Below are 15,659 nucleotides of genomic sequence, written 5' to 3' on the forward strand. Positions count from 1 at the left end.
CACTTGTTAGGCTTACTTTACCATCAGCATTTCTTTATAATCAGCCCCAATAAAAGTAAGTACCAGCAGGTATTACTTAAGCTTAAAGGACTATGACATGAAGACCATCCCCTCAACATTACAAGCTTTACTAATAACGTTAATGTTAGCGCTATTGACATTAGCAGGTTGCAACAATGACCAATCACCAGCGTCAAGTACTGCAACGAAGCCTGAAATCTCCTCTCAGGACGGAAACTCTACAACAACGTCCCCTAAAAACAGTCCTATACCTGAAGCCACCTTTAATCTTCAGCAAGTACAGCAAGATTACGCTAATGTGCCATTAACGGTACTTGATGTCTCTGAACGTAGCCGTAATGGTAAAAACTCCATTGCCGTTACTTTATCTGTCCCCTTAGATCCCGCAAAAGATCATCAAAAGTATTTCAATATCAGTCGCAAAAAATCTGGCGTTATTGACGGTGCTTGGGTGCTTTCTAAGTCAGGAAAAGTCGCGTGGTTTTCCTATACTGAACCAGAAAAAACTTATGACATTACCATTTATCAAGGGCTTGTTGCTGCAAATGGTCAAAGGTTAAAGCAAGTACAAAGCCATGAAGTAACAACCAATAGTCTCACTGCCAGCATTAACTTTAATACCACTGGCGCCTTTTTAACCCAAGGGTTAGGCAATGGTTTACCTGTTGTTAGCGTTAATACCGACTCGGTTGATATAAATTTCTACCGCATTCGAGAGCAAGATCAACAACGATTTTTAGATGAAATGCAATACAACCGCCACTACTGGGGAGTTGAGCGTGTCACTCAGTTTGGTGATTTAGCTTATACTGGCCGATACGAGTTAAACGCGCCTAAAAATACTCGCGTAGAACGCAGTATTGATATCGCGGGTATTACAGCTCTTGAAAACCCAGGAATTTACTTAGCGGTTATGACCAAGGCTGGCACTTATAATAAACAACAAATGATGTGGTTCTCTGTTACCGATATTGGCTTACATGCGCGCTTTTATGATAATCAGATAGACGTTTTTGCATCATCATTAACATCGGGTAAAGCCTTAGCGCAAGTTGAAATCAGCTTATTAAATAATCAAGGAGAAATACTACAACAAGGACTAACCTCACCTAGCGGTCAAGCTTCATTTACCAGTAACCTTAACTTCGCTTCGCTGATCATTGCAAAAAGTGAGCAACACTTTTCGGTAATCGAAATCCATAAACCAGCATTAGATCTATCTGAATTTGACTTAGGGCTACGTCCAAGTAAACCACAAACACTATTTATTTACGCACCACGTGATTTGTACCGCCCTGGCGAAATAATTAACTTTAATGCCTTACTACGCAATAAAGATGGTGGTTTGATCTCAAATAGCATTTTAACCGCAACCATTATTAGCCCTGACGGCACGCAAGTAAAAACCTTTAAATGGGCTGGTAATGAGCAAAGCTATTATCACCACGCGTGGTCAATTCCCAAGAGCGCTCAAGTGGGTAATTGGCAACTAAATGTTGCTAGCATAACCGATGAAATATTCACTTTTGACTTTAAAGTAGAAGAGTTTTTACCTGAGCGTTTAAAACTAACCTTCAACCCCAAAAATGAAGATAAGCGCGTAGTAAGTACAAAAAGCAAACCCTTAACGGTTGATATTTTAGGGGAATATTTATATGGCGCACCAGCGTCTGGTAACCGTTTATCAACCGAAGTTAATGTTTCTCAATGGCGTAACCCAGTAGTAAGTTTACCGCTATTTGAGTTTGGTAATAGCCAAGAGGTTACCTTTAATAGCCGTAGTCAATTAAGTGATATTGAACTTGATGCCAACGGACGAGGGAGTATTAGCTTTAATGACAACTTGTCAGAGCTTAACAGCCCGCTACGAGTACAATTTATTAGTAGTTTATATGAGTCTGGTGGACGTCCCGTTTCACGAGCATATTCAGGTTTAGTTTGGCCTCAAGAGAAACTACTAGGCATTCGTAGCAGTTTTGGTAATAACAACCCTGAAGCTAACTCAAAGGTAAGCTTTGACATTATCAAAGCCTCTCTCGACGGTAAAAAATATGCTGCCAATAATCTGGATGTCAAACTCATTAGAGAAGACCGTCGTTACTTTTGGGTTTACACCGACAATCAAGGTTGGCACTACCAGTGGAACGATAAAGAATTTGTTGAGCTAACTACCACCGTTAATATTAAAGCGAACGAAAGTGCGCAAGTACAATTTCCTGTTGAATGGGGTCGTTATCGTCTAGAGGTTAGAGATCCCGCTAATAACCTCTTAACTAGCAAACAGTTTTATGCTGGTACTAACTGGTATGAAAATTGGCAACAAGCACAAAATGGCAGTGGCGCTGCTAAACCAGACAAAATCACTATGGCGCTAGATAAAGCAGCTTATGCCGCAGGCGATACTGTTAAGGTCAAAGTTATTCCGCCGCAAGCAGGCGAAGCCATTATTATGGTAGAAGGTGACGCTCCGCTATGGATGCAGCGTATTAGTATTCCTAGTGAAGGTGCTATTGTTGAGATTCCGCTATCAAAAGCGTGGCAACAACATAACCTCTATATTAGTGCTGTTGTTTTACAAGCTGGTAATAACATTAAAAGTATTACCCCTAAGCGTAGTTTTGGCTTAATACATTTACCGCTAGAGCGCAGTAGTCGACAACTAAATATTAGCGTTGATGCGCCAGAAAAATCCTTACCGAATAAAAAGTTAACGGTAAAAGTTAACGTTGCCCATGCGCAAAACGCTACCAACAATATCAATAAATCTAGCAAAGCTTTTGTTACCTTAGCAGCGGTTGATGTTGGCGTACTCAGTATCACCGACTTTAAAACGCCTGATCCTTTCAACGCATTTTTTGGCCAACGTCGATACAGTGTTGATGTACGTGATGTTTATCATAAGGTGATTGAAATAAGCCAAGCAGAAAAAGCCAACTTACGCTTTGGTGGCGACAGTGATTTAACTCGTGGCGGTAAAGCGCCACAGTCAGATGTGCAAATTGTGTCACTCTTTAGTGGTTTAGTTACTCTTAACGATGCTGGTGAAGCTGAGATTGAATTAGATATTCCAGACTTTAATGGTCAATTAAAATTGATGGCTGTTGCTTTTACTGATGATGAATTTGGCCATGCAGAGCAAAACATTACGATTGCCGCTCCTGTAGTCACCCAAATTGCCATGCCACGCTTTTTAGCTATGGGCGATAAAACCACTATCGCGTTAGATATTACTAACCTCAGTGGCGCCGAACAAGTACTCCAGGTTAATTTTAGCGCCTCTGGTGCCGTAAAAGCGCTTAATAACAGCCAAACAATAACCTTATCCAATGGCATAAAAGAAACACTAACTTATCAAGTAACAGCACAAGCAGCCAGCGGAAAAGCACAGTTTAACTTGGCCGTTACTGGAGAAAAACTTAACGAGGGTATTAATCAGCAATGGCAACTTGGTTTACGCCCCGCTTACCCAGCAACCTTAACTAAAACACAAAAGGTGTTAATGCAAGGTGAGCAGTTGTCACTTGATTTAGCACAGGTAAATAGCTTAATTCCAGAAACACTCCAAGCCTCTGTATCTATAGCCAACCGCGCTGATATTAACTTACAAAATCAGTTAAGCCATTTAATGCTGTATCCATACGGCTGTTTAGAACAAACCAGCAGTCGAGTTTACCCGCTCATTTTCGCCAGCCCCGACAAACAAAAGTTAATGGGCATAAAAAGCGTGAGTGAAAGTGAACGCTTAGCGATGATTAATAAAGGAATTGAGCGTTTAGCAACCTTACAATTAAGTAATGGCGGTTATGGCTTATGGAGTAATACTTCAGAGGAAGAGCATTGGTTAACCGCTTATGTCGGCGATTTTTTATTAAATGCTCGTGATATGGGGGTCAATGTTCCTGAAGCGTTATTGGCTGACACATTAAAGCGATTACAGCGCTACCTTGCTCATTCAGGTCGTTTTTATAACGAGCGCTGGAGCGATGACGCCAAGCATTACAACTTTGCTTATAAAGCGTATGCCGCTTATGTATTGTCACGAGTCAACCAAGCACCTTTAGGGACGTTACGTAGCCTTGCTAGTAACCATGCTAAAGAGGCTCGTAGCGGTTTATCACAAATACAACTGGCACTGGCATTGGCAAATATGGGCGATAAAAAGCGTAGTAATACTTTATTCGCAAGTGCGCTAAAAAACCTGCCCAAAAAAAGAACGCGTTACTTAGCTGATTACGGTAGCCAAGTCCGTGATTTAGCAATGATGATCCACTTAATGCTCAAACATAAACAAAGCCCAGAGCAAGCCATCGCTTTAAGCTTTACCTTGGCTGAGTTAGTTAATCAGCGACAATATTTTAGCACTCAAGAGCGCAATGCATTATTTTTAGCTGGGTTATCACTGAAAGATAATCAGGTAAACAATAAGCTTTGGTCTGCTGATTTATTACTTAACGCGGCCACCGCAAGCTTAAGTCAAACGGGCGCTTATAGTCAGCCATTACCAGCAAGTAGTTTACAAACACCTGTCAGTATTACCTCAACTAATGAAACACCGCTACTAGCAAGTATTAGCCTTAACGGTTATAGCAAAAAAGCCCCTGCTGAAAGTGCTAACGGTCTGGCAATACAACGTCGCTGGCTTACGCTAAAAGGCAAAGAAATTTCAATTAAAAACGTTACTGTTGGTGAGTTGTTTTTAGTTAACCTAACCGTTAACGCTAAACAAAGAACACCTGATGCTATGGTTATTGATTTACTTCCTGCAGGCTTTGAGCTAGAAAATCAAAACTTAGCTCATAGCATTAAACTTGATGAAATTATGGTTGACGGCAAAAGCATTAGCCATTGGCAGCAACAAAGCCCGTTAAAGCATCAAGAATTTAGAGACGATCGCTTTGTCGCAGCCTTAGAAGTTTATCAAGGTCATACCGTACAGCTATTCTATTTAGCCCGAGCGGTAACGCCAGGAACTTATAAAGTACCCTCTTCATTGGTTGAAGATATGTATAGACCTGAACTACGTGGTATTGGCAATGCAACACCTGACATCAATGTTAGTCAGCCTAAACGTAAGTAGTCTGACATTCAGGCTAATAAGAAGTAGACATTGTTCATGACAGCTAGTGATAACAACCATAAAACACTAAAGCATCTCAAAAAACCGAGATCTGGGTGGAAAAAATACCGCCCAAAAGTTTGGTTGTTATCACTCAAAACACACTTAATTTTCAATAAAAATCTACGCTTAGCATTGCTATTTAGTGGCTTTTTATTATTGTTCACCACAAGCGCAATCATCCTTGATTATTGCTACCCACTGAATTTACCGCATGCCGTCTATCATTCAACAGCTCATAACCGCTTGAATGACGGCTCAGCACAAAACCAAAGTAAACAAACAAAAAAGCAATTTGCTCGCGTTGTTGTTGATGAAAACGATAGACTGTTACGTACTTTTGCCGATAATAATGGCATTTGGCGCTACCCAATCAGCTTATCGCAAGTATCGCCTTTGTATATTGAAGCTTTACTTAACTATGAAGATCGCTGGTTTTGGCAGCATTATGGCATTAACCCTTTATCATTATTACGTGCAAGTTATCAAAATATTAGCGCGGGGAAAATTATTTCTGGTGGCTCAACCTTATCGATGCAAGTTGCGCGTATATTGCACCCTCATGCCCGTAGCTTTACCGGTAAATTCCAGCAAGTATTACGTACGCTACAACTAGAATGGCATTTAGAAAAATCACAAATTTTACAAATATACCTCAACACTGCGCCTTTTGGCGGCACTATTGAAGGTGTACAAGCAGCCAGTTATACCTACTTAAATAAACCAGCTTCAACACTCACTCACGCCGAGGCGGCACTATTAGCAGTATTACCACAAGCGCCAACGCGCTATCGTCCTGATTTACATAATGAAGCAGCTCAACGGGCGCGCGATAAAGTTTTACAACGTCTGGCCGACTTTGGCGTTTGGTCTCAAAGCGAGATCAAGGACGCTAAACTCGAACAAGTCTATAGCGCCAGCTTTAAACCCCAACAGTTAGCACCATTACTTGCCAGACGGTTACTGAATCAATCACCAACTCAGTCTGTCATTAAAAGCACGATCAATACTGAATTACAACAAGGCTTACAAGAGCTAGTGAATGCCTACATGGTACGTTTACCCAAAAAAAGCTCCGCTGCAGTGTTGGTGGTCGACAATACCACCTCAACAGTCAAAGCTTACTTAGGCACTGCAGACTTTGCCAATAGCAAACGTTTTGGTTATGTTGATATGATCCAAGCAACACGCTCACCGGGCTCAACCTTAAAGCCTTTTTTATATGGTTTAGCCTTAGATGACGGGTTAATTCATTCCCATTCATTGTTGGCTGATGTACCAAGAAATAAAGGACAATACCGCCCCGCCAACTTTAATGGTGCTTTCAATGGGCCAGTATCGGCTCACAGCGCATTACAACGCTCATTAAATATGCCAGCGGTAGATTTACTTGATCGCTATGGCGTTAACCGCTTTGTTAGTCAATTAGACAACGCCGGATTACATTTATCTATTCCTGATAATCAACCAAACCTTGCGGTGATATTAGGCGGTGCGGGAACATCGTTAGCACAATTAGTACAACAATATTCAGCGCTGGCTAACCAAGGAAAAGTGCATCAATTACGTTATTTACAAGAACAACTCGCTCAACCCAAAGTAACCCGACAGTTATTATCCCCCGCGAGTTCATGGGTAATTCAAAAAACACTTTCAGGTATTAAGCGTCCTGATAGCATTAATACGCTAGCGGCAAGACTTAGCAAGGCAAACAGCCATAACACCTTGGCATGGAAAACGGGCACCAGTTATGGTTATCGAGACTCTTGGGCAATAGGCGTTAATAAAAAATATACTATTGGTGTTTGGCTAGGGCGGCCCGATGGCACAGCAATGCCCGGTCATTATGGCGGTATAACCGCAGGGCCTTTGCTATTTAAAGTGGCGGACCAATTGCCAAATAGCCCGCAAGAAATCATTAAGCCAGATAATATAACTGCTGAAATGATTTGTTGGCCATTAGGCACTAAATATTCAGAGGACAACAAAGCCTTTTGCCAACAAAAACATCAAGCATGGATTATTGATCAAGTAATTCCCCCAACATGGCATAGCGCTGATAGTGACGCATGGCAAAACGGGCTTTTTAACTACTGGCTTAACCCTAACAACCAGCGTCGGGTGTCAATTGACTGCTTAGTGAACCCCAAAGAGCGTAAACAAGTAGCGTTATGGCCAAAGGTTCTTGAGCCATGGCTCAGTAAACGTTATCAGCGTAGCACGCTTATTCCTCAAAGTGACGAGCAATGTGCAGAGACTTTATTATCAAGTAGTGCGACGCTTAATATTGTCGGCATTGAAAACAATAGTATTTATCGAAGATCTGGTAAGAACGGTGAAGCTCCTAGTATAGTGCTTAAAACGGTGGGCGGTAGTGGTAAAAAAAGCTGGTACATTAACGGTGAGTTTCGTTATCAAAGTGAGAACAATGAAAGTATCAACCATGAATTTTCAAGTGCTATTACTGGTGGTGCTAAGGTTGAGCAAGGCAAGCAGCAAATTATAGTGCAAGATCAGGCGGGTAATACCGATATGGTTATGATCACCTTGCAATAGTTTAAGCTTTAACACTCAGTTTACCCTAACTCACCTTAGCTGAATAAATTACGTTATTGCAGCTTAAAAACCAATAAACGATTATTCGCAGGCATTGTATTATCTTCAATAAGCGATAACCCAACAGAGCTGGCAAGTTCTGTAATTTTTTCAAAGTCGCGAATGGCACTGTTACTATCACGATCTTTTAGCCAAAGATCAAAATCAGCATTGCTTTGACTGGTATATTGCCCATGGTAATTAAAAGGGCCATAAATACACAAGGTTCCACCCGCACTTAAATTTTCAGCGACGCCAACAAAGAACTTTTCGACTAACACCCAACTTACAATATGCAAAGTGTTTGCGGTAAAAATACCGTCAACCTTTTTGGTTAACGACGCACTAGCTTGCCAAGGCTCATTCAAATCCAGTAACAGTGGCGGTAATAAATTAGCACTGCCCTCGTTTTCTTGACGATAAATAATACTGGGGTGATTGATTAATAAATCACTCGGTTGCCAAGTAAGCTGCGGTAAATTCGCAGAGAAATAAAGTGCATGTTGCCCAGTACCTGAGCCTATTTCGAGTACTTGTTTACTCTGTAAAAATACTCGCTGTAATACCTCTAAAATTGCGGTTTTATTATTTTCACAAGCTTGTGAATAGGTAAGTTCCATAACATTCCTTTTACTACGTTGTTATTGCTAAGCATCTGTAACCTGTGACCACTTAGCTGCCAGCCACCTGAGCAAACGGCAGCGCTTGCTGACATTGTTGTAAATAAACCTGCATATGTTCACGCTCTCGCTGGCAAAAGTCTTTTATACTCGGCTGAAAGCTAGGGTGTTTAACCCAATGATATGAATGCGTTAATACGGGTTCAAAGCCACGCTGAATTTTATGTTCTCCTTGAGTACCTGGGTTAAAGCATTGTAATTTATGCTCAATGCAAAACTCTATTCCTTGATAATAACAAAGCTCAAAATGTAAGTTTTTAATTGGCTCTGTACAACCCCAATACCTGCCGTACAAATGGGTGTCATCAAAGAAGAATAAAGCGCAGGCAATATTCTCAACTTCAACATTATTTTTATTATTCTCGTTTGCTACCTGATCGCGACTAGCAATCACTAATAAAATGTTGTCGGCTAAGCTTGATAGCACCTGTTGAAAAAAAGCTAAACTCAAATGTGGCTGGTGACCCTTTTTTAAATAAGTTAATTGATAACTTAAATAGAAAAACTCTAACTGTTGCTCGGTAATATCAGCGCCGTTAACCCGCTTAATAGTAATATTTTTCTGAGCGATAGACGCTCTTTCTTTACGGGTGTTTTTTCGTTTACGCGCATTAAAGCGGCTTAGGAAATCATCAAAGCTGGTGTAATCACGATTAAACCAATTAAACTGAACCGTATGGCGTAAGTACACGTCGTCTGGTAAAGCTTCAGCGGTATTAGCATCGCTTTGCGTCACCTGGTTTTGCTGACAAAAAAGTAAATGCCAACTGTGAATATTGTGCTGCTGGCAATGCTCACTTAATAATGAAAAAGTATCATGCAGTGTTAAATCCCCTAATAATTTAGGGCTGGTAACTGGAGTAAATGGAATGGTGCCAACCAATTTAGGGTAATAAGGAATGTTGTGATCGTCATAGGCCTGTGCCCAACTCCAGTCAAACACATACTCCCCCCATGAGTGTGACTTAAGGTATAAGGGTAATATGGCGGTAACATTAGTTTTAGCGTCTGAGTTATCGTCAACATTAATCGCTGGGCTTATATTGGAACTAGCATGCTTTAATGACTCTGCCCTTTGGCTAACCACCATATGATGAGGCTGCCATCCTTGCTCAGCAGTAGCCGACTGGCTTTTTTCTAAAGCATGAAAGAAATCATAACTTAAAAAAGGTGAATTAGAGCAATTAAGCGCTTGCCAATCACGCTGACTAATATTGGCAAGGCTATCAACAAATGTTATCGGCATTGAAATGCTACACACCTTAAAATATATACTGAAAGCTGGGCTATTAAGTTCATTGCACTATTAAAAAGTCGACTCAAGCAAGCCGACTTAACGCAGATAAGCTTAACGATAAAAAATAATCTTAATTGTTTTTAGCATACGCTATCGCTGAGGTAATTGCTGCCACTTGCGCAAGAATACAGTTTTCATCATCGGCATTTGGGCTGTCAGGGTAAACTTCGGTTGTAGTCACAAATTTTGCATCTGTTAACCCCATACATAAACCAAGTTCACGCGCGGCATAGTTTATAACGCCGTGCTGCTCAATATCTACACCGATAAGTTTGCCTGAATCATCTGCAGGAGCAATATGTGTAACCGCTTCAACGCCAGTAATAACCGCTTTTTGAAAGTCTGCTTGCGTTTTAGTGCTGTCACCGACTAAATAAAAGCCATCAGGAATATTCCAGTTGTCATGCACTGTAGCATCACGTGCTGCGAGCGCTGGTCTAAATTCTGAATTATCGGTATCAGTAGTTTCATGTAAATCAATATGCAGATAAATTTCAGTGTCTAATGACTGCATTAAGTTCAGCGCAGCAGCAGACTCTTCTGCAGGACTATTTGCATAAAATGAACGATTAGGATCAATTGCTTTTGGGTTCCAACGATTAATCGTTTCATAACCCCATGGGCTGATACATGGTAAAATAATAACATTAAACAATGTTTGATAATCTTGAGCCTGCGTTTGTGCAAAACGTATTGCCCCTTGCACACCACTGGTTTCATAACCATGAACGCCACCAGTCACTAACACCGTTTTTTTATCGGCTTGCCAGTTTTTACTTTTAATGGCATATAACGGATAGCGAGCTTTATCAATGGTTAACGCGCCATATTGCTCAACATCAAAAAGTGACGCTAATGGTAATACTTTCAGTAAAACCTCATCGTGATATGAGCGTTTAATCACTTGCTTGTTAAACCACTGTTTTTTTTCTTTATCGCCCCAAGTGACACCTGGGCTGCCAATATCATACATACATTTTCACCTTATTTTTATGCGATAACTTTATCAGTATTATTACTTAACCTGAGCTCGGCTTAAGAGATATTTAACAAATTGAAATATCGGCAAAAACTACTTTTCTGTATCCGAAGCAGTTAGGAAAAAAGTTGCTAAAGAAACATTTGTTAAGTCGAGAGCAGGTTACTTAGTCATTCGCTAGTCATGCTTATCACTCAACGTTTACGATGACAAATCGTAAAAAATAAAATGCCCGCAAAGCGGGCATTAAAAATAACCATTACAATTTATTACTTAGTATCTGCACGACCCATAAATTTATGATCTGTGGTATTTACTTTAATTGTATCGCCAGTAGAAATGTGCTCAGGAACTTGTACTGTTAACCCTGTAGATAAAATAGCAGGTTTTGTTCTTGCACTAGCCGAAGCTCCTTTAATAGAAGGATCTGTTTCGGTAATAACTAACTCAACACTTGCTGGAAGATCAACACCAACTGGCGTGCCATCTACGATGATAATTGATAAACCTTCGGTTGCTTCATTGATAAACAATACTTCATCACTAATGCTGTATTTATTTAAGTTATATGGAGTATAGTCTTCGTTATCCATGAAAACATACTCGTCACCATCAATATAAGAAAACATTGAAGGACGACGGCTTAAGTCTGCTAGGTTAAGCATATCTTCAGCTTTAAAAGTTTCATCAACTTTTCCGCCTGTTACCACATCGTATAAACGCATACGGTATAAACTGCCCCCTGCTCTACCTTGTGGTACAGAACGGGTAATATCTCTCACAATAAGTACTTTACCATTGTACTCTATTGCAGCATTTTTCTTTATATCACTAGCCTTTGGCATAGTAGGGTTTCCTTTACTAATACGATAAAAATTTATTGTCTGAAAAATAGCACGATCTAGCCATGATGAAAATGCCTTATCTTTACTAATTCGCTATTTATACGCTTACGAGGCAAAAGCATTATCGCAGCAAAGTTAAATAACGATGTAATATTTCAAGTAGAGCTACATACAAAACAGCTAAAATACTTCAATGAGATCAAAAAAGCAGAAATATAAATTTATATTTCTGCTTTTCAAATTCACTTAACTAAACTTAACTAAAATTAGCTAACTTAATTAAAGCCAGTTAAGGCTTAGCTAAGCCATAGTAAGACGTAATATAACGAGCACAAAACTCATTATCAAATCTAATACTAATTACTCGTAAGAGCGCTCTAACCAAGCAATTTGTAGTTTAAGCTCTTCAATTTGATGGTTAGCATCAGCTAGAAGTTCAAGCGTAGATTTATTATCTTCCGTTGTATTATCAAGTTTAGCATCAGTAGTATTTAGCATTTTGTTTCGTTCCTCATGGGCCATAACAGCCTCCACAACATGTAACCATAACTGTATTATTACACAAAGAGTTACACAAGCGATATTTCCCTTGGAAATTGTTACTATTTAAATAGTAAATTTAAGCTTACAGAAAAAACAAAGTCTTTGTTATTACAAGAAATAACGGTACTAAAGCGTAAAGAAGTCACGGTAGAACTTATAAATACTGTCAGTGAGGTAATAAAAAACCAAGTACAAGACTTGGTTTTTTAGGAAACTATTTTGTTAAAAGTGCTGTGCGTATTAAGGCATCATAGCTTCTTGATCTTCGCCTTCTTTCTCAATCACTTCTGGGATTAAGTCATCACGAGAAATCCCTAATGCTAACGCAACAAACGACGCCACATAAATTGATGAGTAAGTACCAACAAAAACACCAAATAACAATGCTGTGGCAAAACCATGAATTAACGCACCACCTTTAAAGAATAGTGCCGCCAATACTAGCAAGGTTGTTATTGAAGTAATAAAAGTACGACTCAAAGTCTGCGTTAGTGAGATATTAATTACGTCTTCAGGCTCTGTGTTACGAATCTTTCTAAAGTTTTCACGAATACGGTCTGATACAACAATGGTATCGTTAAGCGAGTAACCTATAACCGCTAATATCGCTGCTAATACCGTTAAATCAAACTCTAACTGTAAAACAGAGAATAGACCTAACGTTAGTAGTACATCGTGAAATAAAGCGACAACAGAGCCGATAGCAAAGCGCCACTCAAATCGAAAGGCAACGTAAATAAGAATACAGATAAGCGCGGTTAGCATTGCTAAGCCACCCTGCTCTGCTAGCTCATCACCAACACTTGCACCAACGAACTCTATACGGCGCATATCAACAGTTTGACCTGTGCTCGATTGTAGTATCTCTAAAACTTCGTTGCCCAGCATTTCTGCTTTAACATCTTCACGTAAGCCTAAACGAATAACAACATCGCGCGAGCTACCGTAAAACTGAATTTTAGCATCAGCAAAGCCATTAGTTTCCATGACTGTACGTAAGGCTTCTAAATCAGCCGCTTTTTCAAAGCCTACTTCAATTAAGGTACCGCCAGTAAAATCTAAACCAAAGTTTAATTTATTAGTGGCTAAAGACACGATAGAGGCGATCATCAGTAATACGCTAAAAATGAAGGCATACTTACGGTAACTCATGAACGCGACAGTGTTTTTCAATTGTAAAATTTGCATAATTTTTTAAATCCCTGTCTTTATATAGAAAGCTTTTTAAGACGCTTTCCGCCCCAAATAGCATTCACTATGGTTCTTGAGCCAACAACAGAGGTAAACATTGAGGTAATAATACCAATTGATAATGTTACCGCGAAACCTTTCACTGGGCCTGTACCGACAGCAAATAAAATCAATGCAGCTATTAAAGTGGTAATATTGGCATCAATAATGGTTGAAAATGCTGACTCATAACCTTGATGAATAGCTTGCTGAATAGTTTTACCTTCGCGGATTTCTTCACGAATACGCTCAAATATCAGAACATTGGCATCAACCGCCATACCAACTGTCAATACAATACCTGCCATACCTGGTAGGGTTAAGGTAGCCCCAGGAATAAGTGACATTATACCAACAATCAATACTAAGTTAGCGCCTAGGGCAAAGTTAGCGACAACACCGAACGCTTTGTAGTAAATAATCATAAAAATGAAAACTAAAGCAAAACCTAACACAATCGCTTGGAAGCCTAACTTAACGTTTTCAGCACCTAATGTTGGTCCAACAGTACGCTCTTCTACAATCGTAATTGGCGCAATTAAAGCACCAGCACGTAATAGTAGTGCTAAGTTGTGCGCCTCAGCTGGGCTGCTTGCACCAGTAATACGGAAAGTTTTACCTAGACGTGATTGAATAGTAGCAACAGAAATAATTTCTTCTACTTTTTCAAAGATAATATTACCTTCACCATCGCGTTTATCTGTTGGCTTGTATTCAATGAATACTGTGGCCATTGGCTTACCAACATTACTTTTAGTACCGTTAGACATTTTACTGCCGCCAGCACTATCTAGTGAAATATTAACTTGTGGACGTGAATACTCATCAAAACCAGATTTAGCGTCAGTGATATGATCACCAGTTAACATTACACGCTTTTTAAGTAAGGTCGGTTGACCGTTTTTATCTCTTAGTAAAATAGCATTAGCGGGTACGCGACCATTTAAGGCTTGATTTAAATCACCTTCAGTATCAACCAGTCTAAACTCGATAGTTGCCGTAGCGTTCAAAATTTCTTTCGCTTTAGCCGTATCTTGAACACCTGGTAATTCAATAACAATATGTTTTTTGCCTTGGCGCTGTACTAAAGGCTCTGCAACACCTAACTCATTAACACGGTTACGAATAATAGTAATGTTTTGTTGAAGAGCATACTCACGAATTTCTTTAAGCTTTTCGTCAGTCATTTTCGCGGTAAGTGTTAGTGTATCTTCATCAGCTGCTAACACTAAATCACGGTAATTCTTTTTAAATAGTGACTGGGCAGCTTCTAAGTCTTCAACTTTACGGAAGATAACCACAATATCATCGTTAACTTCTTTTACCGTTTGGTAGCGAATTTTTTCATTAATTAAATCACCACGAAAATCACCCACCATGCCCACTTTGGCTTTATTGATGGCTTCGCTCATGTTAACTTCCATTAAGAAGCTAACGCCGCCGCTTAAATCTAAACCAAGCTTCATTGGTGTACCACCAATAGCAGCTAACCATTCAGGGGTTTGTGGGGTTAAATTTAAAGCGATTGAATATTGTCTACCTAAGGCGTCATCTAAAACATCACGTGCTTTAAGTTGAGCTTCAGTATTTTTAAAGCGAGTAAGTACTTGACCATTTTCTAATTCGATATTAGCAAATTCGATATTTTCTTGTTGTAATGTTGATTTTATCGTTGCTAATGTTTCAGCGCTGGCTTCTACGCCACGTAGACCTGATACTTGTACCGCGGGATCTTCGCCGTATAAGTTAGGTGCGGCATAAAGCGCCCCTAAAGCAACGACCAGCGCTACCATCAGTGTTTTCCATAAAGGGTATTTGTTTAACACAATCGGTCCTTTTTATTTATTTCTTTTCAAATGAGGAATAACAGCCACCTCACCTAAACTATTGCGAGCTTTGAGTTAGCGAATAAAGTTAACTCAAATAGCTATTTACGTTTATAGGCTTTAACTCTGTCATTTGGCTTTACTATAAAGTAAAGCCAAGCAACGAAGGTGACACTATAAAGACTTCATGGTGCCTTTTGGAAGTACTGCTGTAATTGCGCCTTTTTGCACAGTTACTTCAGTGTTTTCAGCAATAGTAATAACGATGAAATCTTTTTCATCTGATACTTTAATGATTTTACCCACTAAACCACCTTGTGTAAGTACTTCATCACCTTTAGCTAATGATGACATTAAACCTTTATGCTCTTTAACACGCTTAGCTTGTGGACGGTAAATCATAAAATAAAAGACTAAACCAAATACCGCTAACATGATGATCATTTCCATACCACCACCAGCTGGTGCTTGTCCTGCTGACGCATGGGCTGAACTGATAAATAAACTCATAACTTCCTCTTCTTATT

General features: G+C 39.7%; 10 protein-coding genes. 2 read left to right on the forward strand and 8 right to left on the reverse strand.

The features are described 5' to 3' along the window. The first annotated feature begins 97 nt into the window (after positions 1–97). Positions 98–5,098 (forward strand): alpha-2-macroglobulin family protein, encoded by a 5,001-nt coding sequence (locus ABD005_RS05100; RefSeq protein ID WP_343815743.1) that lies wholly within the window; start codon positions 98–100, stop codon positions 5,096–5,098. A gap of 36 nt (positions 5,099–5,134) precedes the next feature. Next, positions 5,135–7,693, forward strand: coding sequence for a penicillin-binding protein 1C (gene pbpC, locus ABD005_RS05105; RefSeq protein WP_343815746.1), 2,559 nt, complete (start codon positions 5,135–5,137; stop codon positions 7,691–7,693). Between the two features lie 53 nt (positions 7,694–7,746). On the opposite strand, the gene ABD005_RS05110 is transcribed toward pbpC, so the two are convergent. The 8 genes from ABD005_RS05110 to yajC form a co-directional block, all read right to left on the reverse strand. Next, positions 7,747–8,352 (reverse strand): DUF938 domain-containing protein, encoded by a 606-nt coding sequence (locus ABD005_RS05110; RefSeq protein ID WP_343815749.1) that lies wholly within the window; start codon positions 8,350–8,352, stop codon positions 7,747–7,749. Positions 8,353–8,404: 52 nt separating this feature from the next. Then, positions 8,405–9,658, reverse strand: coding sequence for a GNAT family N-acetyltransferase (locus ABD005_RS05115; protein WP_343815752.1), 1,254 nt, complete (start codon positions 9,656–9,658; stop codon positions 8,405–8,407). A gap of 121 nt (positions 9,659–9,779) precedes the next feature. Continuing rightward, complete coding sequence (locus tag ABD005_RS05120) at positions 9,780–10,682, reverse strand: M14 family metallopeptidase (protein ID WP_343815754.1); 903 nt, start codon at positions 10,680–10,682, stop codon at positions 9,780–9,782. A gap of 275 nt (positions 10,683–10,957) precedes the next feature. Continuing rightward, positions 10,958–11,533 carry an elongation factor P-like protein EfpL gene (gene efpL, locus ABD005_RS05125; protein ID WP_343815757.1) on the reverse strand — a complete coding sequence of 192 codons (576 nt, stop codon included), beginning with the start codon at positions 11,531–11,533 and terminating at the stop codon, positions 10,958–10,960. Positions 11,534–11,893: 360 nt separating this feature from the next. Then, on the reverse strand, positions 11,894–12,031 hold the full coding sequence (locus ABD005_RS05130) for a hypothetical protein (protein ID WP_343815760.1): 138 nt from the start codon (positions 12,029–12,031) through the stop codon (positions 11,894–11,896). A gap of 285 nt (positions 12,032–12,316) precedes the next feature. Further along, positions 12,317–13,264: a protein translocase subunit SecF gene (gene secF / locus ABD005_RS05135; RefSeq protein WP_215980858.1), complete on the reverse strand. Its 948-nt coding sequence runs from the start codon at positions 13,262–13,264 to the stop codon at positions 12,317–12,319. Between the two features lie 20 nt (positions 13,265–13,284). Next, positions 13,285–15,132, reverse strand: a complete 1,848-nt coding sequence (gene secD / locus ABD005_RS05140; protein ID WP_343815764.1) for a protein translocase subunit SecD — start codon at positions 15,130–15,132, stop codon at positions 13,285–13,287. Between the two features lie 174 nt (positions 15,133–15,306). After that, positions 15,307–15,642, reverse strand: a complete 336-nt coding sequence (gene yajC / locus ABD005_RS05145; protein ID WP_215980856.1) for a preprotein translocase subunit YajC — start codon at positions 15,640–15,642, stop codon at positions 15,307–15,309. Positions 15,643–15,659: the final 17 nt, after the last annotated feature.

Source organism: Colwellia asteriadis (assembly GCF_039523295.1).
GTDB lineage: Bacteria > Pseudomonadota > Gammaproteobacteria > Enterobacterales > Alteromonadaceae > Colwellia > Colwellia asteriadis.